Annotated in this window: 27 protein-coding genes and 1 tRNA gene; 12 read left to right on the plus strand and 16 right to left on the minus strand. The window is 57.9% G+C overall.

Annotated features, from left to right (window positions below):
• Positions 1-190: 190 nt before the first annotated feature.
• Positions 191-646, plus strand: a complete 456-nt coding sequence (locus ACKI1H_RS14465) for a DUF4946 domain-containing protein (protein WP_246084936.1) — start codon at positions 191-193, stop codon at positions 644-646.
• Positions 647-719: 73 nt separating this feature from the next.
• Here the strand turns inward: ACKI1H_RS14465 and ACKI1H_RS14470 are convergent, their stop codons facing one another.
• Positions 720-944, minus strand: coding sequence for a hypothetical protein (locus tag ACKI1H_RS14470; RefSeq protein ID WP_138526042.1), 225 nt, complete (start codon positions 942-944; stop codon positions 720-722).
• A 442-nt stretch (positions 945-1,386) separates the two neighbouring features.
• On the minus strand, positions 1,387-1,740 hold the full coding sequence (locus tag ACKI1H_RS14475) for a histone-like nucleoid-structuring protein, MvaT/MvaU family (RefSeq protein ID WP_045217791.1): 354 nt from the start codon (positions 1,738-1,740) through the stop codon (positions 1,387-1,389).
• A gap of 256 nt (positions 1,741-1,996) precedes the next feature.
• On the opposite strand from ACKI1H_RS14475, the gene ACKI1H_RS14480 reads away from it, so the two are divergent.
• The 10 genes from ACKI1H_RS14480 (at position 1,997) to ACKI1H_RS14525 (ending at position 10,510) form a co-directional block, all read left to right on the plus strand.
• Positions 1,997-2,830, plus strand: a complete 834-nt coding sequence (locus ACKI1H_RS14480; RefSeq protein WP_440468690.1) for an alpha/beta fold hydrolase — start codon at positions 1,997-1,999, stop codon at positions 2,828-2,830.
• A 241-nt stretch (positions 2,831-3,071) separates the two neighbouring features.
• Positions 3,072-4,994: a threonine--tRNA ligase gene (gene thrS, locus ACKI1H_RS14485; RefSeq protein ID WP_138526039.1), complete on the plus strand. Its 1,923-nt coding sequence runs from the start codon at positions 3,072-3,074 to the stop codon at positions 4,992-4,994.
• A complete protein-coding gene (gene infC / locus ACKI1H_RS14490; RefSeq protein WP_171049545.1) occupies positions 4,994-5,545 on the plus strand; it encodes a translation initiation factor IF-3 in 552 nt (183 codons plus the stop codon). The genes thrS and infC overlap by 1 nt, the downstream gene beginning before the upstream one ends.
• A 60-nt stretch (positions 5,546-5,605) precedes the next feature.
• Complete coding sequence (rpmI, locus tag ACKI1H_RS14495; protein WP_017516491.1) at positions 5,606-5,800, plus strand: 50S ribosomal protein L35; 195 nt, start codon at positions 5,606-5,608, stop codon at positions 5,798-5,800.
• Positions 5,801-5,821: 21 nt separating this feature from the next.
• On the plus strand, positions 5,822-6,178 hold the full coding sequence (gene rplT / locus ACKI1H_RS14500; protein WP_003099086.1) for a 50S ribosomal protein L20: 357 nt from the start codon (positions 5,822-5,824) through the stop codon (positions 6,176-6,178).
• 97 nt (positions 6,179-6,275) lie between these two features.
• Positions 6,276-7,292 (plus strand): phenylalanine--tRNA ligase subunit alpha, encoded by a 1,017-nt coding sequence (gene pheS / locus ACKI1H_RS14505; RefSeq protein ID WP_184598685.1) that lies wholly within the window; start codon positions 6,276-6,278, stop codon positions 7,290-7,292.
• Between the two features lie 34 nt (positions 7,293-7,326).
• The gene (gene pheT, locus ACKI1H_RS14510; RefSeq protein WP_440468691.1) at positions 7,327-9,705 is read left to right on the plus strand and encodes a phenylalanine--tRNA ligase subunit beta; all 2,379 of its coding nucleotides are present in this window, start codon (positions 7,327-7,329) and stop codon (positions 9,703-9,705) included.
• A 3-nt stretch (positions 9,706-9,708) separates the two neighbouring features.
• Positions 9,709-10,011, plus strand: coding sequence for an integration host factor subunit alpha (gene ihfA, locus ACKI1H_RS14515; RefSeq protein WP_003090661.1), 303 nt, complete (start codon positions 9,709-9,711; stop codon positions 10,009-10,011).
• Positions 9,992-10,348, plus strand: coding sequence for a MerR family transcriptional regulator (locus tag ACKI1H_RS14520; protein ID WP_015476661.1), 357 nt, complete (start codon positions 9,992-9,994; stop codon positions 10,346-10,348). Before ihfA ends, ACKI1H_RS14520 begins: the two co-directional genes overlap by 20 nt.
• An 85-nt stretch (positions 10,349-10,433) precedes the next feature.
• A tRNA-Pro gene (locus tag ACKI1H_RS14525) sits at positions 10,434-10,510 on the plus strand.
• An 86-nt stretch (positions 10,511-10,596) separates the two neighbouring features.
• On the opposite strand, the gene ACKI1H_RS14530 is transcribed toward ACKI1H_RS14525, so the two are convergent.
• From ACKI1H_RS14530 to ACKI1H_RS14590, 13 genes are all read right to left on the minus strand, one after another.
• Positions 10,597-11,706, minus strand: a complete 1,110-nt coding sequence (locus ACKI1H_RS14530) for a tyrosine-type recombinase/integrase (protein WP_440468692.1) — start codon at positions 11,704-11,706, stop codon at positions 10,597-10,599.
• A complete protein-coding gene (locus ACKI1H_RS14535) occupies positions 11,706-11,918 on the minus strand; it encodes a helix-turn-helix domain-containing protein (RefSeq protein WP_138212894.1) in 213 nt (70 codons plus the stop codon). Before ACKI1H_RS14535 ends, ACKI1H_RS14530 begins: the two co-directional genes overlap by 1 nt.
• On the minus strand, positions 11,915-12,136 hold the full coding sequence (locus tag ACKI1H_RS14540; protein WP_138526034.1) for an AlpA family transcriptional regulator: 222 nt from the start codon (positions 12,134-12,136) through the stop codon (positions 11,915-11,917). Before ACKI1H_RS14540 ends, ACKI1H_RS14535 begins: the two co-directional genes overlap by 4 nt.
• Before the next feature lie 40 nt (positions 12,137-12,176).
• Positions 12,177-13,469 carry a hypothetical protein gene (locus ACKI1H_RS14545; RefSeq protein WP_440468693.1) on the minus strand — a complete coding sequence of 431 codons (1,293 nt, stop codon included), beginning with the start codon at positions 13,467-13,469 and terminating at the stop codon, positions 12,177-12,179.
• A 239-nt stretch (positions 13,470-13,708) separates the two neighbouring features.
• Entirely contained in the window at positions 13,709-14,992 is a 1,284-nt protein-coding gene (locus ACKI1H_RS14550; RefSeq protein WP_280055612.1) for a zonular occludens toxin domain-containing protein, read from the minus strand.
• Positions 14,993-14,999: 7 nt separating this feature from the next.
• The gene (locus ACKI1H_RS14555; RefSeq protein WP_081520099.1) at positions 15,000-15,356 is read right to left on the minus strand and encodes a DUF2523 family protein; all 357 of its coding nucleotides are present in this window, start codon (positions 15,354-15,356) and stop codon (positions 15,000-15,002) included.
• 5 nt (positions 15,357-15,361) lie between these two features.
• Positions 15,362-16,579: a hypothetical protein gene (locus ACKI1H_RS14560; RefSeq protein ID WP_440468694.1), complete on the minus strand. Its 1,218-nt coding sequence runs from the start codon at positions 16,577-16,579 to the stop codon at positions 15,362-15,364.
• A gap of 140 nt (positions 16,580-16,719) precedes the next feature.
• Positions 16,720-16,959, minus strand: coding sequence for a major capsid protein (locus ACKI1H_RS14565; protein WP_440468695.1), 240 nt, complete (start codon positions 16,957-16,959; stop codon positions 16,720-16,722).
• Positions 16,960-16,972: 13 nt separating this feature from the next.
• Positions 16,973-17,224, minus strand: coding sequence for a hypothetical protein (locus tag ACKI1H_RS14570; protein WP_440468696.1), 252 nt, complete (start codon positions 17,222-17,224; stop codon positions 16,973-16,975).
• Position 17,225: 1 nt separating this feature from the next.
• Positions 17,226-17,447, minus strand: a complete 222-nt coding sequence (locus ACKI1H_RS14575; RefSeq protein WP_151188330.1) for a hypothetical protein — start codon at positions 17,445-17,447, stop codon at positions 17,226-17,228.
• A gap of 16 nt (positions 17,448-17,463) precedes the next feature.
• Complete coding sequence (locus tag ACKI1H_RS14580) at positions 17,464-17,883, minus strand: DNA-binding protein (protein WP_440468697.1); 420 nt, start codon at positions 17,881-17,883, stop codon at positions 17,464-17,466.
• 431 nt (positions 17,884-18,314) lie between these two features.
• Complete coding sequence (pflM, locus tag ACKI1H_RS14585) at positions 18,315-18,650, minus strand: lysogeny maintenance protein PflM (protein WP_440468698.1); 336 nt, start codon at positions 18,648-18,650, stop codon at positions 18,315-18,317.
• Between the two features lie 214 nt (positions 18,651-18,864).
• Entirely contained in the window at positions 18,865-19,137 is a 273-nt protein-coding gene (locus ACKI1H_RS14590; protein WP_045217776.1) for a hypothetical protein, read from the minus strand.
• Between the two features lie 643 nt (positions 19,138-19,780).
• Between ACKI1H_RS14590 and ACKI1H_RS14595 the strand changes: the two genes are divergently transcribed.
• Positions 19,781-20,113 (plus strand): hypothetical protein, encoded by a 333-nt coding sequence (locus ACKI1H_RS14595; RefSeq protein ID WP_440468699.1) that lies wholly within the window; start codon positions 19,781-19,783, stop codon positions 20,111-20,113.
• Positions 20,114-20,195: 82 nt separating this feature from the next.
• On the opposite strand, the gene ACKI1H_RS14600 is transcribed toward ACKI1H_RS14595, so the two are convergent.
• Positions 20,196-22,181, minus strand: coding sequence for an exonuclease SbcC (locus tag ACKI1H_RS14600; RefSeq protein WP_440468700.1), 1,986 nt, complete (start codon positions 22,179-22,181; stop codon positions 20,196-20,198).
• Between the last annotated feature and the right edge of the window lies 1 nt (position 22,182).

Here is a 22,182-nt window from a genome sequence, read left to right on the forward strand (position 1 = left end):
TGTCCGCGCTGGGTGGGCGGCTCGATTGCGCGAGCCTCTCGCTTGACCTTGGAAAGGTGATGGAGCCGCGAAAGTCCGGGGTTGCCTGCTATGGTGTTCCCTTGAGGTGTGCTCGGAGGTGGTGATGCGCGGTCTGCGATCCTGTTTGTTGCTCGGCGTGTTGTGTGTGCCCATATCGGCGTTGGCGGATATGCAAGTGATCTGGCCGCAGGGCTGGGAGGTTTCGCGTTCGCCAGCGGATGCGACGGCTGATGCGCCTGTGGTTCGTCAGCGTGGTGTGCGAATGGCGGAGGATGGCTCCCAGGATCTGGTCATGGAAGTCACCCGTAGTCGCCTTGGCTCTGCTGCCAAGGTCAGTGTCGAGAATGTCATTGTCGAGATGCGCAAGGCGCTGCAGAAGGACTTCATGCGCCAGGGGTTCCAGGCTGCGTGCAGCAAGCCGCTGGATGCGAAACTGGGTGGGTTGGCGGGGCTGGAGGTGCATTGTGGCATCAGCCAGAACGGTACTGAGGTGCTCAAGCAGACCGTGCAGGTCGCGTTGGGTGATGGCGCGGCGTATTCGCTGACCTATGCAGCACCATCGGAGCGTTACGCGGCCCTGATGGCGGAGATCGAGTCGGTGAAGGAGGGCATCAGTCTGAATTGATCGTTGCCTCTATCTATATAGAAGGCAGAAAAGCAAAAGCCCCGCTCATGCGGGGCTTTTTTCGTTTTCAGGCTCAGGCAGCGATGGTGGCTTGCACTCGCTGGATCACCGCGCTCAGCGGTGCCTCGCCCAAGTACTGTTGAGGGTAGAGGCGTTCAGTGTGCTTGGCGATGCCATGCTCATTCACCAGGGTGAAGCTGAAGCCGTGCTTGCGCTTGGCCTGGATAACGCAGTTCAGAGGGGCGAAGGCCGCCGAGAGGGTGCGAATCGCCTCCTGGATTTGCAGGGAGGTTTTCATTGTCTTGTCTTTCCAAATAGGTAACGGTCCTATGACCGTCGAAATCGTCAAAAGCTCCGGGTGCGATCTGAGAATGCAGAAAACGTATGACCGGAATATGGCAGCGATTGGAAACTTGAGGGTCTGTTCGCGTCAGGCTGCGATGTTGGGTGAAAGCAGAGAGTCTGACGTGGGGCGCTGATCGCTCGGGCAAGTGTTCCTGGCGCGGTTGGCGTGCTCTGGAATCGATGCGGAGGATGCGCTGGCCGTGGCCCTGTAGAGCCCAGCTTCTGCCCTGGATCAGGTAGGGAGTGCTGGGAGGGGCGACCTTGGGTTTGGTGTTCGCTTCGGTGATTATAAGGATTTCTGCTAACGATGGCTAGTTTTTATACAGCCGTCGGTCAGATCCTTGCAGGAGGGGCGGAAATTCCGCGGAGCGGGAGCGCTCCGCGGAAGATCGGTCTTACTGCAGCCAGGACTCCACGGTGTCGCCACCGTATTGCTGCTTCCAGGCTTTCAGGGTCTTGTGGTTACCGCCCTTGGTCTCGATGGTCTCGCCGTTGTGCGGGTTCTTGTAGACCTTCAGTTGGCGGGTGCGGCGCGGCTGTTGCGCAGCAACGGGCTCGGTAGAAGTCTGCGGGTCGAGAATGTCGATGACATTGCGCAGGTTCATGCCGTACTGGTCCATCAAGGCTTGCAGTTGATCCTTGAACTCCAGTTCTTTTTTCAGGCCGCCATCGCTCTTGAGTTTCTCGAGCAGGGCGAGTTGTTCCTGGAGTTTGCGCTCGGCTTCGCGGAATTCCGCAAGTTTGGACATCTGGGTGCTCCCGTATGCAGGATTGATTAGTACGGCGCGATTCTGTGTTGTTGTGATTGTTCGCGTCAACTGAATATATGAATTGTTGCGATTGGGAAAACACACTTTAAATGTTAAGGGTGCATGAAGGGTTGGCCGATTAATTGATCGATGAGGGATAATGCGCAGGCTAAAGGGCGCGGCGGGATTTCCCGTTGAACAATAGTCCCTGCGAATCCTGTGTGCTTTATTGTGGTGCGTTGCGTGCGAGTGCTGGATGAATAACGAGATAGTGCAATACCAGGTCAATAATTATGCACTGACGTGCCAGGTTGCCGGGCGGGGCGTGCCGCTCCTGCTGGTGCACGGGTCGCTCTGTGATTACCGCTACTGGCAGGGGCAGGTCCAGGCATTGTCGGCTCGTTATCGTGTAATGGTGCCCAGCCTGCGTCATTACTTCCCTGAGCAATGGAACGGCGCGGGACCGGGCTTTACGACGGAGCAGCATGTCGATGATCTGCTGCTGTTGCTCGATCAGTTGCCGGGGCCTGTTCATCTGCTGGGGCATTCACGCGGCGGTAATATCTGTCTCCGTGTGGCGCTGGCGGCTCCGCAGAAATTGCTATCGTTGACACTCGCTGATCCCGGCGGGGACTTTGCCGATGATGTTTTTACCGAGGTAGATATCGAAGCGCCAGTATCTCCCGTGGAGCGCAATCAGTTTCGCCAGCAGGCGCTGGAGATGATTCGCACAGGGGCAGTGGAAGAGGGGCTGAAACTTTTTGTCGATACGGTCAGTGGCGCCGGAGTCTGGTCGCGGTCTTCCCGGCAATTTCGCGAAATGGCGACGGCTAATGCCATGACATTGGTTGGGCAGGTCGCGGATCATCCCTTGCCTATAACGCATGAGCAGATAGTGCAGTTGCAGTTGCCGGTGTTGCTGGTCGGTGGAGCGAAAAGTCCGGAACCCTTCCCGAGAATCATCCAGGCATTGCAATCGACGCTTGTGGATGTGCGGTCGGTGATGATTCCCGGCGCCTCCCATGGCATGAATGTAATCCGCCCGGCGTCCTTCAATCGCGCCGTGCTGGAATTTGTCGAGCGGTGCTGAGTGAAGTCAGGTGTCCCGCTCGTCAGTTCCCCGAACATGCAGTAACATTCCACGCCTTGCCCGCAATCGTTTGCGGGCAGGTCTTCGATTTCTTCCAGTGATCTACGTCCGCGCGCGAATGCGCAGGGTGCCGATAAGGCGCCTGCCACTGTGAGGCAGGCTTACCCGGCGGGCGACGCTTACTGGCACATCCCAACCCATGTGGCCTTTCGTAGGGGTCACCACTAGGAGAGGAGGCGCCATGCCCATCATTACTCTTCCCGACGGTAGTCAGCGTTCTTTCGATCACCCGGTCAGCGTGACCGAGGTGGCGCAATCCATTGGTGCGGGCCTGGCGAAAGCCACCCTGGCCGGCAAGGTCAACGGCCGTCTGGTCGATGCCTGCGACATCATCGACAGCGACGCGACTCTGCAGATCATTACCCCGAAGGACGAGGACGGGCTGGAAATCATCCGCCACTCCTGCGCTCACCTGGTGGGCCATGCGGTCAAGCAGCTGTACCCGACCGCCAAGATGGTCATCGGCCCGGTGATCGACGAAGGCTTCTATTACGACATTGCCTTCGAGCGCCCTTTCACGCCTGAAGACATGGCGGCCATCGAAAAGCGCATGGCCGAGCTGATCGAGAAGGACTACGACGTCATCAAGAAGATGACGCCGCGTGCCGAGGTCATCGAGACCTTCAAGGCTCGTGGTGAGGAGTACAAGCTGCGCCTCATCGACGATATGCCTGACGAGAAGGCCATGGGCCTGTACTTCCACGAGGAGTACGTGGACATGTGCCGCGGCCCGCATGTGCCGAACACTCGTTTCCTGAAAGCTTTCAAACTGACCAAGATTTCCGGTGCCTATTGGCGCGGCGACTCGAAGAACGAGCAGCTGCAGCGCGTCTACGGTACCGCCTGGGCGGACAAGAAGCAGCTAGCTGCCTACGTCCAGCGCATCGAGGAAGCCGAGAAGCGCGATCACCGCCGTATCGGCAAGCAGCTCGATCTCTTCCACCTTCAGGAAGAAGCGCCAGGCATGGTCTTCTGGCATCCGAACGGCTGGACCGTCTATCAGGTGCTCGAGCAGTACATGCGCAAGGTTCAGCGCGACCACGGCTACGTGGAAGTCCGCACCCCGCAGGTCGTCGATCGCATCCTCTGGGAGCGCTCCGGCCACTGGACCAACTACGCCGAGAACATGTTCACCACGTCGTCGGAAAGCCGCGACTTCGCGGTCAAGCCGATGAACTGCCCGTGCCACGTGCAGATATTCAACCAGGGCCTGAAGTCCTACCGTGACCTGCCGTTGCGCCTTGCTGAGTTCGGTGCTTGCCACCGGAATGAACCTTCCGGTGCGCTGCACGGCATCATGCGCGTGCGTGGCTTCACTCAGGACGATGCCCACATCTTCTGCACCGAAGAGCAGGTGAAGAAGGAGGCGGCCGATTTCATCAAGCTGACCTTGCAGGTCTACTCGGACTTCGGCTTCAGTGACGTCTCCATGAAGCTGTCCACTCGTCCGGCCAAGCGCGTTGGTTCCGAAGAGCTGTGGGATCGCGCCGAAAGTGCGTTGGCCGACGCTCTGAACGAATCCGGCCTGGAGTGGGAATACCAGCCGGGCGAGGGTGCGTTCTACGGTCCGAAGATCGAGTTCACCCTGAAGGACTGCCTCGGTCGCAACTGGCAATGCGGCACCCTGCAGTACGACCCGAACCTACCGGAGCGTCTGGATGCCAGCTATATCGCCGAAGATAACAGCCGTACCCGTCCGGTCATGCTGCATCGTGCGATTCTCGGCTCCTTCGAGCGCTTCATTGGCATGCTCATCGAACACTACGCCGGCCTGTTCCCGGCCTGGCTCGCGCCGACCCAGGCCGTGGTGATGAATATCACTGACAAGCAGGGCGAATGGGCCGAAGAAGTGGTGCGTCAGCTCGAGCAAAGCGGATTCCGTGCCAAGTCTGACTTGAGAAACGAGAAAATTGGCTTTAAAATCCGCGAGCATACTTTGCTCAAGGTTCCCTATCTGCTGGTTATCGGTGATAGGGAAGTTGAATCGCAGGCCGTCGCCGTACGTACGCGCGAAGGGGCAGACCTCGGCTCGATGCCGGTCGCCCAGTTCGCTGAGCTGCTCGCTCAGGCGGTTTCCCGGCGTGGTCGCCAAGACTCGGAGTAATCATTATTAAGCGTGAAATGAGACAGGATAAGCGGGCTCTCCCGAAACCGCCGATCAACGAGAACATCACAGCCCGTGAGGTTCGTCTGATTGGTGCTGACGGTCAGCAGATCGGCGTGGTCTCCATCGATGAGGCCCTCCGTCTAGCTGACGAGGCCAAGCTGGACCTGGTGGAAATTTCTGCTGATGCGGTGCCCCCTGTCTGCCGCATCATGGACTACGGCAAGCACCTCTTCGAGAAGAAGAAGCAAGCCGCTGCTGCGAAGAAGAACCAGCACCAGCAACAGATCAAAGAAATCAAGTTTCGTCCAGGGACGGAAGAAGGGGATTACCAGGTAAAACTACGCAACCTGGTACGTTTCCTTAATGAAGGGGACAAGGCCAAGGTATCGCTTCGATTCCGTGGTCGTGAGATGGCCCACCAGGAGCTGGGCATGGAGCTGCTGAAGCGAGTCGAAAACGACCTCGCCGAAGTTGGCACCGTGGAACAGCATCCCAAGCTGGAAGGACGCCAGCTGATGATGGTCATCGCTCCCAAGAAGCGTAAATAACCTCCCGGGCACTGGCAGGCCTGATGGTTATCAGTTGTTAACGAATGCGGAGTACCAAACATGCCAAAGATGAAAACCAAGAGTGGCGCCAAAAAGCGCTTCAAAGTGACTGCTGGTGGTATCAAGCACAAGCACGCTTTCAAGAGCCACATCCTGACCAAAATGACCACCAAGCGTAAGCGTCAGCTGCGCGGCACTTCGATGCTCGCTGCTTCCGACGTTCGCCGTGTAGCACGCTCCCTGCGTCTGCGTTGATTTCTGGTAGAGGATAAATAAATGGCTCGTGTTAAGCGTGGCGTGATTGCCCGTCGTCGTCACAAAAAGATTCTGAAGCTCGCAAAAGGCTACTACGGCGCGCGTTCGCGCGTGTTCCGCGTTGCCAAGCAGGCGGTAATCAAGGCAGGCCAATACGCCTACCGTGACCGTCGTCAGCGCAAGCGTCAGTTCCGCGCCCTGTGGATCGCCCGTATCAACGCTGGTGCTCGTCAGAACGGTCTGTCCTACAGCCGTCTGATCGCTGGCCTGAAAAAGGCGGCCATCGAGATCGACCGTAAGGTCCTGGCCGATCTGGCTGTGAACGAAAAAGCGGCGTTTACCGCGATTGTCGAGAAAGCGAAGGCCAGCCTGGCTTAAGCCCCACGACAGTTACCGGATCTCGGTCCGGACGTAACGTCACCGATAGGGGAAGAGCCTTACCGCTCTTCCCCTATTTTGTATCTGGAGTTGGTACATGGAAAACCTGGACGCGCTGGTTTCGCAGGCCCTGGACGCCGTGCGAAACACCGAAGACGTCAACGCCCTGGAGCAGATCCGGGTTCACTACCTCGGCAAGAAAGGCGAGCTGACCCAGGTCATGAAGACCCTGGGCGACCTGCCGGCCGAAGAGCGCCCCAAGGTTGGTGCGCTGATCAACGTCGCCAAGGAGCAGGTTCAGGATGTGCTGAACGCCCGCAAGGCCGAGCTTGAGGGCGCCGCCCTCGCCGCCAAGCTGGCCGCCGAGCGCATCGACGTGACCCTGCCGGGCCGTGGCCAGTCCTCCGGCGGCCTGCATCCGGTTACCCGCACCAAGGAGCGCATCGAGCAGTGCTTCACCCGCATCGGCTATGAAGTCGCCGAGGGTCCGGAAGTCGAAGACGACTACCACAACTTCGAAGCGCTCAATATTCCGGGTCACCACCCGGCTCGTGCCATGCACGACACCTTCTACTTCAATGCGAACATGCTGCTGCGTACCCATACCTCGCCGGTACAGGTCCGCACCATGGAAAACCAGAAGCCGCCGATTCGCATTGTCTGCCCGGGCCGCGTCTACCGCTGCGACTCCGACCTGACCCACTCGCCGATGTTCCACCAGGTCGAAGGTCTGCTGGTCGATGAAGACGTCAGCTTCGCCGACCTCAAGGGCACCATCGAAGAGTTCCTCCGCGCCTTCTTCGAGAAGGAATTCTCCGTCCGCTTCCGTCCGTCCTTCTTCCCCTTCACCGAGCCTTCGGCGGAAGTCGACATCCAGTGCGTGCTTTGCAGCGGTAAAGGCTGCCGTGTCTGCAAGCAGACTGGCTGGCTGGAAGTCATGGGTTGCGGCATGGTCCATCCCGACGTACTGCGCATGTCTGGCATCGATCCCGAGAAGTACCAGGGCTTCGCCTTTGGCATGGGTATCGAGCGTCTGGCCATGCTGCGCTATGGCGTGAACGACTTGCGCCTGTTCTTCGACAACGATCTGCGGTTCCTCGGCCAGTTCCGCTAGCCCGCACGACCGTCAACGCATTTAGGAGAGCAGGATGAAATTCAGTGAACAGTGGCTGCGGAGCTGGGTAAGCCCGCAGGTATCCCGTGATGAGCTGGTAGCTCGTCTGTCTATGGCCGGCCTCGAGGTCGACGCCGTGATCCCGGTTGCCGGTCAGTTCAGCGGCGTGGTCGTGGGCGAAGTGCTGTCGACCGAACAGCACCCGGACGCCGACAAGCTGCGCGTCTGCCAGGTCAGCAATGGTTCGGAGACTTTCCAGGTCGTCTGCGGCGCGCCCAATGTGCGCCCAGGCCTGAAGATTCCCTTCGCCATGATCGGCGCCGAGCTGCCGGGCGACTTCAAGATCAAGAAGGCCAAGCTGCGCGGTGTTGAGTCCAACGGCATGCTTTGCTCGGCCAAAGAGCTGGAAATCAGCGAAGAAAACGCCGGCCTGATGGAGCTCGCCGCGGATGCGCCGGTAGGTGCCAATATCCGTGACTACCTCGAGCTGGACGACGCTTCCATTGAGATCGGCCTGACCCCGAACCGTGGCGACTGCTTGTCCCTGACTGGCCTCGCTCGCGAAGTTGGCGCGCTGTACAGCACCGAGGTTAAGCCGGTGGTGGTTAGCACCGTTGCTCCGCAGATCGATGAAGTGCGCAGCGTTGAACTGCTTGCTCCCAAGGCCTGCCCGCGCTACCTCGGTCGTGTCGTCCGCAACGTCGACCTGAGCAAGCCGACTCCCCTATGGATGGTCGAGCGTCTGCGCCGTTCCGATATTCGTAGCATCGACGCTGCTGTCGACATCACCAACTACGTGATGATCGAGCTGGGCCAGCCGATGCACGCCTTCGACCTCGACGAGATCAAGGGCGGCGTGCGCGTGCGCATGGCGGAGGAGGGCGAGAAGCTCGTCCTGCTTGACGGCCAGGAAGTCACCCTGCGTGCCGACACCCTGGTGATTGCCGACCACGAGCGCGCCTTGGCCATCGCTGGCGTGATGGGCGGTGAGCACAGTGGCGTCAGCGCCAAGACCCGTGACCTGTTCCTCGAAAGTGCTTTCTTCGACAACATCGCTGTTGCCGGCAAGGCGCGTTCCTACGGTCTGCACACCGATGCGTCGCATCGTTTCGAGCGTGGTGTGGACTCGCAGCTGGCCCGTCGCGCCATGGAGCGTGCCACCGAACTGCTGCTGCAGATCGTCGGCGGCGAAGCCGGCCCGATCGTGGAGGCCGTCAGCGAAGCCGATTTGCCCAAGGTTGCCCCGGTTACCCTGCGTGCTGAGCGCGTCACCCAGATGCTGGGCATGACCCTGGAAAACGCCGAGATCGAGCGTTTGCTCACCGCTCTGGAGTTCGATGTCCAGAAAACCGGTGCCGATGCCTGGATCGTGGGCGTGCCGAGCCATCGCTTCGACGTCTCCATCGAAGTTGACCTGATCGAAGAGCTGGGCCGCCTGTACGGCTACAACCGTCTGCCGGTTCGTTACCCGCAGGCTCGCCTGGCGCCGAACACCAAGTCCGAGTCCCAGGCTGAGCTGCCGGCGCTGCGCCGCCTGCTGGTCGCCCGCGACTACCAGGAAGCCATCACTTACAGCTTCATCGATCCCAAGCTGTTCCAGCTGTTTCACCCGGGTGTCGAACCGCTGATGCTGGCCAACCCGATCTCCGCCGACATGGCCGCCATGCGCGCCTCGCTCTGGCCGGGTTTGGTGAAGTCCCTGCAGCACAACCTCAACCGCCAGCAGACTCGCGTTCGTCTGTTCGAAAGCGGCTTGCGCTTCGTTGGTCAGTTGGACGGGCTGGTGCAGGAAAACATGCTCGCTGGCGTCGTCTGCGGTGCTCGTCAGCCGGAAGGCTGGGCCAATGGTCGTGAAAGCGTCGATTTCTTCGACGTAAAAGCCGACGTCGAAGCGCTGCTGGGTAACGCCGGTGCCATCGAGGCCTTCACCTTCTCCCCGGCTGAGCACCCGGCACTACACCCAGGTCAGACTGCCAAGATCGAGCGCGACGGCGTGCTGGTCGGCTACCTGGGCGCTTTGCACCCGGAGCTGGCCAAGGCGCTGGACCTGGATCGCCCGGTCTATGTCTTCGAGCTGGTACTGGCCGAAGTCGCCAAGGGTCGCCTGCCGAAATTCAGCGAACTGTCGCGCTTCCCTGAAGTGCGCCGTGACCTGGCGCTGATCGTCGATCTCGATACTCCTGCCGACTTCATTCTTGCCACAATTCGTGACAATGCAGGCGAATGGCTGACAGATCTCAGGTTGTTTGACGTCTACCACGGTAAAGGCATTGATCCGCTTAGAAAAAGCTTGGCCGTTGGCTTGACCTGGCAGCATCCATCACGCACTCTTAATGATGACGAGGTGAACGCGACTACGCAGAATATCGTCGCCTCGCTGGAACAAAGGTTCAACGCCACGTTAAGGAAGTAGCGTATGGGGGCTCTGACGAAAGCTGAAATTGCTGAACGTCTGTACGAAGAGCTGGGCCTGAATAAGCGGGAAGCCAAGGAACTGGTGGAGCTCTTCTTCGAAGAGATCCGCCAGGCGCTGGAGCATAACGAACAGGTAAAGTTGTCGGGTTTCGGCAACTTCGACCTGCGCGACAAGCGCCAGCGCCCCGGACGCAACCCGAAGACGGGAGAGGAAATCCCGATCACAGCCCGGCGCGTCGTCACCTTTCGTCCAGGGCAGAAACTGAAGGCCAGGGTTGAAGCTTATGCTGGAACCAAGTCATAACGACGAGTTGCCTCCCATTCCGGGCAAACGCTACTTCACCATCGGTGAAGTAAGCGATCTTTGCGCGGTGAAGCCGCACGTGCTGCGGTACTGGGAACAGGAGTTCCCGCAACTCAACCCGGTCAAGCGAAGGGGCAACCGGCGCTACTACCAGCGTCAGGACGTGCTCATGATTCGCCAGATCCGAGCGCTGCTCTACGACCAGGGCTTCACCATCGGTGGTGCCCGTCAGCGCCTCACCGGCGACGAAGCCCGCGAGGACGCCACCCAGTACAAGCAACTGATCCGGCAGATGATTGCCGAATTGGAAGACGTGCTGCATGTGCTGCGCAAGTAACTGAAAAAAATGAAAAAAGCACTTCTCCAAAGCAAATGCTTGGGGTATAGTGCGATCCGCTTCTGAGGGAACTCAAAAGCAACGTCGGGGCGTAGCGCAGCCTGGTAGCGCACTTGCATGGGGTGCAAGGGGTCGAGTGTTCGAATCACTCCGTCCCGACCAAATTCTTGAAGCGGCTCAAATACTTACAGTGTTTGGGCCGTTTTCATTTCTGGACTGCGCAAAACCGGCGCAATATGCGCGCAAAACTAGCGGGAAAATTCGCTGATATCCAGATCCGGAATCGCATCTGACCAGACCACTTCGGCATGGTCTCGCTGATAGTTCTTCGTCATCTCTGCGCTGGCATGACCAGCGATCTTCTGGCCGTCTTTCCCGGCTTTCTTATACAAATGCAGCGACAGGGCCCTGATCTCATGGAAGCCCGGCATCTCTTCGTCTTTCCATCCTGAATAACAGGCTGCAGCGTCTCGCGCTTCCTTGAATGCCCTGGACAGATAGCGCTCATCGATCTTCGTCCAATGCTCCTTTCGGTCAGCAAGGCCTATCTTCCGATCCGGTCGCCGATGAATCAGAAAGGGGGAGGGGACGCCATCGTTACAGCGATCCAATACATCCTGCAATTCGCGGGTAACGCGGAAGCGGATCCAGGCGGCATCCGATACTTTGGCTGTCTTCTGCTGGATGACAAACAGAAACCCTTCCCGGATATCGTCGAACTTCATCGACAAGATGTCCGAACGCCTTTGGCCAGTGATCAGCGCAAGATCAATCGCATTCTGCAGCCAGGTCGGAGACTGCTCTCTGATCGCCTTGAGTCCTTCCGCTGTATGGCGCTTGCGCTGCTTCTTTTCGATCCTGGGGATAGTCCCGGCTGCAGGATTATCCGGGCATAGTCCCTTAGCGGCAGCGTGGTTAAAGATATCGATAAGAAGCGCTCTTGCTTGGTTGGATGCCCTCGGGGTCAGGCTATCGAGTAGTTCAGCAGCCATTCGAAGAGTGATTTCATCCACGGCCTTAGACGGCCAGGCTGCTCGGAACTGCCTGAATCTCACGGCGTAGAGTTCCAGGGTGGCTTTTGCCAACTCGCGAGGCGGCAATACTTCGCTCTGGTAGTAATCCAGAAAGTCGACGAACAAGGTTGTAGCCAGGCCCTTAACCTTGGCAACCAAGTCGGCACCTTCCATGAAGGTGAGATTCAGTTGTTTGGCAGCATCAATTGCCTTGAGCCGATCCTTTCCGAATTGAAACCAGACCCCGTCAGTAGGGCGCCTGTACCTGAAAGTCCCACGTCGACCATCGAAGTAGAGATTCTGCGGAAGGGACCTATTTGCTTTGTTACGAGGACGCGGTGACATCAGCAGTGGTCCTTGAGCACCATGGCGACCAGTTCGTTGCTTGTCCCCTTACTGAAAGCTCGCCAATCCACATACCAAAGCTTGCCGATCCTGACGCCCGGAATATCACCATTGCGGATCTGGTTACGTATTGTCTGGCTGCAGAGCGGCGTGCCGTTCGCTCCCCAATACCGACGCTGGAACTCGGCAATCTTGATCAGCTCTCTGCTCATGCTTCCCCCTCGGACTTCCAGTCCTTTCCATCGAGTCGAGCGGAGATCCACTGATCGATTTCCAGGGAGTCCCATCCCACCATTGATGGGCCGATCTGTTTGGCCTTGGGAAACGCTCCCGTGCTCATCCAGAGATAGATGGTCGAGCGCTTGATGCCGCAGAGGTGAATCACCTCGGGTAAGCGCAGTATTCTGCGAGTGCGTGCCTTCGATTCCATTTCTATTACTCCGTCGCCGCTACTTGATTCGCTGATCCCATCAAATGGCGTAGCCGCGCCTGATGTAGCGATCGTTGATCAACCCGATAACGTGCTTTTCGAGGTCGCGAGTGCTGTAGCCCTTGGCGGTGTAGTGGTCTTCGATCACATGCCAGAAGGGGAGCGTTCTCCCGACCTCAAGCGCTTTTTTTGGCGGGATGCGCTCCCGTGCGATCAGGCTGGCGAACTGGCCCAGGAACATCTCGCAGTTTTTGCCGGAGAAGCCCTGAGCGGTCTTGTAGTAGCGGCGGTACTCGGTGCGTTCGATGAGCGGATCGGCTTCCACCTGGACCTGGGTGTCGAGGCTGATCAGCGACCAGAAGGCGTCGAAGATCCCTTCCCGGGAAATCAGCTTGTAGTTGTCGCAGGCGTACTGCCAGAGGCCTTGCAGGTGCGGGCAAAGGCCCTCGTAGGTGCGGCAGCCGATCACCTCGCCAGAGGACATGGTGGAGCCTTCGGAGAACTGCTGGACGATGGAGTGGTGATAGCGGAACTCGATGCGCCACACGGTTTCCAGCGGGTTGAAGGCAGGCTCGCCATCACCGAAGGGATCGCCATTCAGAGAGGCCCACACCGATTCCCAATAGTCGAGTTTGTCGGTCGCTCTCGCCTGCAGCGTTTTGTTGTACAGGCACATCTGCAGGCCGTTGGCCGAGCCGAACATGAAGGTTTCACCACGCCCATAGACCGAGGCGTTGCCGTCGTACTCGATGCGGTCGATGCCGCTGATCTGGCGGACACGCCGGGAGCGGCAGTGCATGCGATCCACGAAGTCCGCAGGCGGAGTCCAGCCCTGCACGTCCAGGGCGATATGGACGGCGCACTGGTTCACCTCACAGGCTGAGAGCACGCCAGCAGCCAAGTCATCCATTACGCCCTGCAGGATCTTCGGATCGGCGCCATCCAGGGCGTGCGGCGATACTTCAATCTTGAGGTGCGGACCGATGTTTTCGAGCTTCACGTTGTGGTTCTTGATCAGGAGGATCAGGCCGAGATCCGCGTTCTGCAGCCGGTACTGGTAGCCCGAGTCCCGACCGATGCGGCCCTTGGCCCACTTGTAGCCGGCGAAGTTGACGAGATCCTCCGGCTCATCGAACAGCGCCATGACTTCCGGGCGGATCATGCCGTTGTACAGCTGTCGGACCGTATCGACGCCACAGCGCAGCAGGCGCACACCCGACAGGTCGGCGAATCTGCCGTTGCTCGGGTCCATGAAAATCCGTCCTTCGGACGACTCATAAAAATCCCCGGTCTCCTTGAGGATCAAGCGGAGGGGGTGAACTGCCTTTTTCATTCTTTCGTACCTTCAATGAGGTTTATTGAGGTGCTTACTCGTTAGCTATCCGACGTGTTACAGGGTCGTCGGCCGCGCCTTCGGCCTACCGCTCGTGCCTGGCGCTCCCGGCCGGCGGCGCGGCTCGCCGACTCAAAACGGAAACGCCGCCACCGGCTGCATCACCTGCAGGGCGGTGAGGAAACCGAGCGCATACGCGAGCGCGAGCAGCCCAAGGGCGTTGATCAGGCCGTGCAGGGTCATTGGGTCCTCCAGGGGCGTGCTGGGTATTCGGAATCGGGGACGATGGTCAGCGTCGTCTGAGCGGGCGTTGTAGGCGCTGCTGGGGCGGCGGCGATGGTGGGCGGTGCAGCGGCTGCCGGCTTCGGGAAGGCTCCGGCGCAGACGATGGTTTCGTGGTACTCGCCGTATGTAAGTTCGGCCACGCATTCGGAGCGGGCCTTTACGCCGTAGCCGGACTCGCCCATCTGCCACGAATTGAGCATCAGCCGTCGCCCTTCGGCATCGGTGATGACGAACATGTACATCTCGCGCTGCATGCCCTTCACCAGCCCTTTCACACGGGCCGCCACGGCGATCTGCCGGCCCGCGAAGGGATGCTCAGCTAGTGGAAGAGTCGGAACACCTGATTGGCCAAGAACAGCACCAGCATAAAGAGCGCGATTCGCAGCAGCAGGCGCTTGAGCAGGTACAGCAGGCCCTTGAGGATGAGGCTCGCTGACTTGCGGAGGATGGGCAGGATCAGGCTTCGGCTGAGCCCCGCCACCGACGACCTTGAGAGGTCCCATATAGCTGACAAAGCCAATAGTGCCGGCCAGCAGTGCCAGTAGAAGAACCAACTTAGGCGACCGGAACAGACTCTTGCCGGCTTTGGTGTCCTGGGTCTTTCCGGTGGCGGTGGACTGATAGAGCCGGAAGGTCTGCTTTTTGATTCGCTTGTATTCGACGATGGTGCCGTCAGCGGGTGGTCGGTTGAGCTGGGCGTCATGCTGGGCCTCCTTGTAGCGACCAGGGATGCCGATGACCGCGAGGTTGGAATGCTTGTAGGCCATCTCGCAGGTCATGCGGATGTCGTCACGGATGTAGCTGATGTTGGGCGTGGTCAGGACGATGTCCCAGTTGAAGTGGCGATGCCGGGTCCAGGCATCCAGCCAGCCCATGGGCCGATCCGCTTCGTGTGCTGCCTCGGGACCACCGGGGAAGTCGAATTTCTCCAGATCGCGTTCGCGCCAGGACTTGGGGAACAGCAGCTGGGTTTCGTCGAAGATCAGGAACGCGCCCCGCGGTGCCCACTGAAACCACGTGCGCATCTTTTCCAGATCGGCCAGCGACTCCAGATCGAGGTTGATGATCTGTGCCGTGTTGGGCAGATCGGGGAACACCGTGTAAGCGCGCTCCAGGGTGAAGCCCCGGACGTTGGTGATGATGACGCGGCCGTCCTTGAGCGCGGGGACGGCATCGTCCTGAATCGCGCCGGAGGTTTTGTAGGAGCCGTTCGGGCCGTGGTGAATCTTGATGGACATGACTCACTCACCTCCCTATGAACGGCACGAAGCGCATGCAGAAGCGCGTGGCCAGGGCGGAGAACATGATGTTGAGCGCCTGCGGTACGCCGAGGAATTGCAGCGCTGCCGCCAGCGGACCAGGGAGCGTGGCGTACATCGAGCGGACCATGTTGGAGACGCCGAGGCTGTCGATCAGCTCGCGCGCCACGGTGTAGCTGACATCGAGCAGGAACAGGAACGACTGGAGCGCGCTGTACATGGCCCACTGGGTGGCGACCACGAAGCCGTCCTTGATGAAGTCGTAGATGCCCTGGGTGAGGAAGTCCCAGATCCACTGGAGGAACAGGACGATCTGGTCAAAGAAGCTGGATAGCCATTCCATGATGGTCACTCCTTCAAGATGACGAAGGCGGCCAACACCGATGCCATGAACATCAGCGCGTAGCGCAGGTAGGAGAGCTTTTCCTCGTACTCGGTGAAGCAGAGGCTGACGGTCTTTTTCCAGACCACGAAGGTGTCGCAGGGGAGCTTCCCGCCGCCCTCGCCGAGGTTCAGATCGAACACGCCCTTGAGCTGGTCGGCGTTCTCTTTGATCTTCTCGGAGAACTCCTTTTTGGCGTCCTCGACCTTGCCGGACCATGTCTCCAGGGCTTCGTCCCAGCTGCCTTGCTTGGGCTGTACCAGGGATTCTTTGGGGCCGTCGCCGCCGTTGGTGCCGCTATCCCCGCCGCCCGTACCGCCGCCCGTGGAGCCACCGCCGTCACCGTTCCCCGTGCCCGGATCAGTGCCGCCGTCGCCGCCATTGCTTTCGCCATCGCCGCCACCGGTATTGCCGCCGGGGTTGTCGGGGTTTTCGTTACCGCCGCCCGTGGTGGGGAAGCAGGCGGTGCCCGACCACGAATAGCCGTCCGGGCATTTGTCGTCGGGGTCGATATCGGGGGGAGTGGTTTGCTCGCCGGTGCAGCCGACCGTGCCATTGGCGGTCTTCTCGCACTTGAACTGCTTGGCGAGCTGGTCGAGGTAGTCCTGCAACTGCTGATCGGGGTTGTCCGGGTTATCCGACATGTCGTCGTTGCCGACCGGGTTCATATCGACGGTGCAGACGTTGTCGTTGCAGTTCTCGGGCGAGCCCGGCTCATACACGCAGCCGTCTTTGATTTCCGGATCGAGGTCGAGCACTGCGCCGCCATCGGTAAAGACGAACTGCACGGCCTTGGTGTACTTGTCGCGGGTCTTGCACTCGGCGTCGCTCGGGCGCTGGATCTCGCAGGCAGCGGTAGCCGGGTTGTACTCACTGCCCTGAGCGCAGCCATCACCGACGCGGGTCAAACCCTGCGAGGCAGCGACTGTTGTGCTGGGCCAGGCCACCGAGAAGTTACAGGAGGCTTTGTCTGCACCCACCATGACATAGCCGGAGTAACTGACCGTTGCGCCCTGATTGATCCGCTGCAGGTACGACAAGGTGTCGGAGCAGGCGGACGCCGGAGAGTCGAAGTTGGGGCCACTCCGGTCGCTGAAAATCCAGTGGTACGGCGTCAGTGCGTGAGCGCCGCTACTGAGCAGAAAGACCAGGGCGGCGATGGCGAGTCGAAGATGCAGCCGCATGGTTCCTCCAGATAAAAAGAACCCCGCCGAAGCGGGGTCCAGGTTCGGCCACATGAGTGGGATTAGAAGAATTCGCCGCATCGGTAGCCCGTGATGAAGGCCCCGGCGAAGAAGGCCCCCAACCACACCGACCAGAGCACTTACGCCTTGCGCAACATGCTGTAGATCAAGCCGGCGACCGCCAGGATGACCAGCGCACCGACGATGTAGCCGCCGATGTTGGACATGTCGCCCTTGCCGTCGGTGATGGCCTGTTCGACAGCGGTGGTGTCGATGACGCTGGCGGCGAAGGCCGGAACCGACGTCACGGCAGTGACGGTGCCGGCGATGCACAGGTTGCGAAGTGCGGTTACCGGGTTGAGTTTTTGCAGTGCTTTCATGGGTGTTTCCTCTCTACTTGGCTTTACGAAGAAGTGACGCGACCCAGCCAGTTAAAAGCCCCGTCACGAAGGCTCCGAGAACGCCCGCAGCACCGATGCTGAAGGCCTCCAGGGAGAACCCGCCGTTGACCAGAAGCTCCACGGCTCCAGCGGCCTCGGGCGGAATCAGATAGACCTGTTGCCATTCGATCTGCTGGCAGCGCATCAGGCCGTCCGCCGTGGACGCCCAGCTGGTGCAGACCTGAACGGCAACCACGCCTGACATGTCAGCGAGCCTCCTTGCGTGGGCGGTCGCACCAGCTCCAGAAGGAGCGCAGGACGAACCACCACAGGGCGAAGAAGGCGAACGCAGCCGCGACCACCGCGATCACGGAATCCAGCGGGTAGGGTTCGAGGAACTCGCGTACCGCACGCACGGCAGGCGATACGGCGCAGAGAATTGCCACGTACAGAACCCAGCCGAAGGCGAAACGGAGCGGCGCTTTCATCTACCTACCCTCGCCGTCAGGACTTGCTGCTGTCGGTGGGTTTCTCAGTGGTGGGCTGAGTCGGGCGCTGGGCTTGTGCCTGGGGTTGCGCCGGGCGAGCGGCCGGCGTCGGCGCGCTGGCTTCTTTGCCCACGGCCAGCAGTTCGGTCAGCACCTGGGTATTCGTGGTGCGGCCGAAACGGTCCTGGGTGGGGCGGACGACGCTGGCGAACTTACACAGCACCGGGGCGCCTTCGAAGACGATGGAATCCAGCAGGGTCGGTTCGACGTTGTACTCGCTGATCTCGAAGCCCTTGGCGTTGCCGCGAGCGGTTTCCGGAATCGGGGAAATGGCCTGGACGCTGGCGAAGATCTCGCCGCTCTTCGTAGAGGTGTAGGTATCGGTCTTGGTGACCCAGAGTTCGACTACGCCGCCAGTGGTTGCAAACATGTTCATCTGTAGCTCCTTTGCCTTTTTCGGGCATGAGTTGGCCCGCTGCTGCAATTCGGCTTGTTTGCCGTTAATTCAGCGGGTGTGGTGGTGCCTGGGTTTTGCGGTGGTGCTGGCGGTGAGTGGGGTCAACACAAAGGGCTCTGCCCTTGTCATCCCGCTCTCGCCGCCGAGGGCTCAGGAGCGCGGGGCGGTGGTGCTGCCCCTCACTCCCGAGCGGAGGCTATTCAGGGAGGGGGACGGTCAAGGGTGCGCTTCGCCCGGCGCTCCGTTTGTCCGAACGGGAAAGCGCGTTCGGACAAGCCGGTGCGGCGGCCCTGGACCTGATTGGCCCAAGTGGGGATGGTGTGGCGAGCATGGTGGCGGCCAACCACTGCGCCAATGGCCAGCAGGAGGAGCCAGAAGGTCAGGTGTGGGATCGGGTTAGAGACCACGGCTCAGCCCTCCAGCTCGAATGGTTCGCGCACAGGAACGAAGGGTGTGGGCCTGCCGCTGTCGTAGATAACGTGCCAGTACTTCGGGGGACGGAGCGCGGGCATGTGTTTCGCGCAGGTAAAACCCCGTTCCACCCGGTAGGTCGAGGAGATCGAGCGCCACACTCCAGCGACCTTGGCCATCGTGGTAACGACCGTGAAGACTCGCGTAGGGCGGCATTCGGTGCAGGGTGTGGACCGGGAGGCTGCGGGCTTTGCCAGTTCGCGACGGGACCAACAGACAGAGCAGTCGCAGTCCGATGCATGCGGATTGCCCAGGTACGCCCTGAGAGGATTCATGGTTCATGCCCTCACCCCGCGTACTCGATACGCCTGCAAGGCGCGTTCACGGGTCAGGCTCCAGGAACGAGGAGCTTCGGCATCGGAGGGGAAGCAGGAGACAGCTTCATCGATCCACTGCTGGCATTCCACGCGGGACACACCTTGATGAACACAGTGCCAGCGGCGCTGGCGGGTCGGGCCATGGAGAGTGCACATCTCAACCAGATAGCGATTACTCATCGTCGTAATCCCCTTGGCAGAAGATCGACTTACCCCGGTCGAGGTCGCGGCGGATTTTGTGGAGGTTGATGACGCGACGGCGGCCAATCTTGGCGGTCGGCACGGTCTTGGTTTCGACCCAACCGCGCACCACGTCTTCCGTGATGTCTTCCAGGCCCAGCATCTGAGCGAATACCGCCTGGGAGCAGAACGGAGCGGTACGGAAGTCCGTGACCTTTTCCATCGCACCTGTGACGGTGAACCCCACTATTCCAGACTCTTCCATGCGAACCCCCTATAATCGCGGCTACCTGCACATATCGAGCAGGTGGAATATTTCCACAAGATGTGTGGAATATTACCACTCCCCACGAAGGGTGGAATAATTCAACAGTGCTTTTTTTAGACCAATATGGAATCAACACAGGAAAGAGTTCGCATATTTATGTCTAAGCTAGGCCATCGTGAGGTCGGCCTAACCACGGGCATAAAGGAAGAACGGTGCAAAACCATCCGGTACGACAAGAGGGCAAACCTCCGTACCAATGAGCTCGATCTCATTGCAGAGCACTACCCTCAGTACTCTCTATGGTTGCGCACGGGCAGGGTTGACCCAGCCAATGGGGAAATTAGCCCTGAGTACGATGAAGCTGATCGAAACTTGGCCGGACAAGACGCGGGATAGAGATAACTCAGACGGTCGCTAGGCGTTGGTTTGCCCGAGAGAAATCCGCCAGGGAGATATGAGGCATAGGCAGCAGGGATCAGCCTGCATAGAGATAGATAAGGTGATGAGCATGACCACGGACTAGGCGCCGCTCACTGTTCCAGATCTTTCTTATTGACGCTAGGCACGATCAGCTTAAGGTCTAGCTGACTATACACATCCCGAGATAATGCCCATCTCGGACTACACGGATGTAACTCAGATGAAGAAAGCGCTGCTCATTCTTGCCATATGTGGCTGTACCGCCTTTGCATCTGCCGAAGAGAAAACCGCCCTCGCCGAAGCAGCCGAAACGATGAAACCTATCATCGAAGTGCCTGCGCGATACCTCGAGAAAAGCATCATGCAAGGCCTTGCCGACGGAAAAGGGCCTCTGGCGGAAGGAGCCAGAAGGAACCTTAAGATGCAGGCTCAACGCGAAAGGGAGCCCAACAGAGGCGTGCGGAGAACCATGAAGGAATGCATCAAGCCAGGGAACGTGATTGATGATGATGTAAATGAGTGCATCAATGGGCTTCGAGAAAAAACCTGGTGACGTATTCACCGCCGGCCCTTACAAAAAAATCTTATGCCTGGTCGGAAACTATATGTCAATAATTACCGACCAGGCATAAAAATCACAACTGATTGCTAGTCTCGATATCATCAATCAACCCCAAGGGCAATCCATTCTCTCCTGTGGTGCTGTAATGAGCAACAATGTAAGGCTTATACATTTTAATGAATGACTCAGGAACATCGTTATCTACAAGAATAATTTGACATGGAGCTTCTTCCTTTTCGGCTCGATTTGCCACAGCCAAAAAAGCCTCATAGATATTTTGATATTTTTCCGGGTCAGAAATTCCCTCCCGAGCATCTTCTTCCAAGTTTGTCTCTGCAATATACTCAGCCTTCGTAGTCTTGCCTAAATATTTCCCTACAGTATCTATCATCAAAAGGCGCGGATGATTAATATCAAAATCAATTGAGCTCTCCAATATAGAAAGCATGTAACCTATAGAGGAAACGGTCCTAAGTCCACCAGAGGTTATACTAGAATAATCACGCCCCCGAACTACTGGCAAGAACGTCTTCTCATTAATCCCTATTTCAGTCCTTCTCTTAATGTTAACCTTTCCGAGATAGGAGTTAAAATAGTCACTCAGAACACTTAACACCTCGGAAACACTGGGGGCTTTTTCTTTTAAAGCATCAATCTTATCTAGGACCTCCGCAAGAGATTTGCCCAGCGACTCTGCTCGTTTATGAATGATTTCTTGCTGATTCCGAATCTTAAGATCGCTCGCTAAGGAAACTCGCTCCTGCTCTCTCGCAGAGATCTCTCGAACCAATGAGTCTCTCTGCGTAAGATAGGGGGTAACCATTTCCTGTGCTTCCGTATCTAGCAGTTTTCGCGCCTCCTCAAGATCCTGCGAAAACTCTACATGGTCCACTTGAAGAGACCTGGACTTGGCTATCAACTCATGTGTAAGCTTATGAACACTTAACCGGCGTCGTTCCAGTGATGATAACTCTACCTCAAGAGAGGACAAATCTGCCGCGCCAAACCTAAGTGACGAGCCATCAGACTTAATAGGGTTTTCGCAAACCGGGCAAGGACTATCAACGACGGCCAGCTCACCAATCTTTGACTTTGCTAGAATTGCGCTTTTAATCTTAGCAATATCATTTTCATAATCATTTTTCAGTCGTGTATATCGCTCAATTTGATCATGCGTGCGCGATAACTCCAGAGCAACTCTCTTCTCGTTAAGGGAGAGTTGATTAAAGACGGCCTTTATTTGTTGATATCTCTCGGAGTCCGCAAGCATGTTAGAATTCATTTGAGATAGCTCCACCTTAAACGCAGAGATGGTTTTATCAATATCCTCAATTGAAGAGTCTAACGACTCGCGACTATTATGATTTGTTTCGCGTAAAAACTCAGATACGGCCTTGTACTTATCTAAAAGATCTGCTTGCTCTTTCTTCAAAGAGGCAGCCAAAGCTGCATGCTCCGCAATTGCGGAGTCCAAGACATTAAATATATATTTAAATATCTCTCTGCTTTGGGTGGCTCGAGCCCAGTCCTTGGCATTCAAAAAATTCTTACTGCCCACATCATCCTGATTAATATAGGAGTACTCAAACAACCCCCGGAACCCCAATCTTCTAACCTCTGAATCAATCTTTGAAGGTGAAACCTTAATCTTGATCTTAGGAAAGCCCAGACTATCCATTAGAAAGTCAGAGAAGAATCCATCTGGGGCAGATACATCTTTAAAATTTGGGGAGTATTTCTTAGGGAAAAAGTCTGTGCACTTACTAAAAATGCACGGATAAACTTCAATATAATCCTTTGGGTCAAAAATATTTCTCTTTACCGTATACTGCACACCGTTCAATTCCAGCTCTAGTGCGGCGTAACTTACCGAGCTCAGAACCTCGTCTGCCAACTCTATTCCGCTACTCCCAAGCAGATAGTTGATAAACTCTAAAACACTCGACTTGCCTGTATCTGAATCTCCATAAATTATGTTAACGCCTGGATAGAATGGGATAATGTAATTCTTCCGATGCCCAACAAGAGTCAATGAATTTATACTTACGAAAGATTTCATG

This window comes from Pseudomonas sp. YH-1 (assembly GCF_051990045.1).
In the GTDB taxonomy this organism is placed as follows: domain Bacteria; phylum Pseudomonadota; class Gammaproteobacteria; order Pseudomonadales; family Pseudomonadaceae; genus Pseudomonas; species Pseudomonas nicosulfuronedens.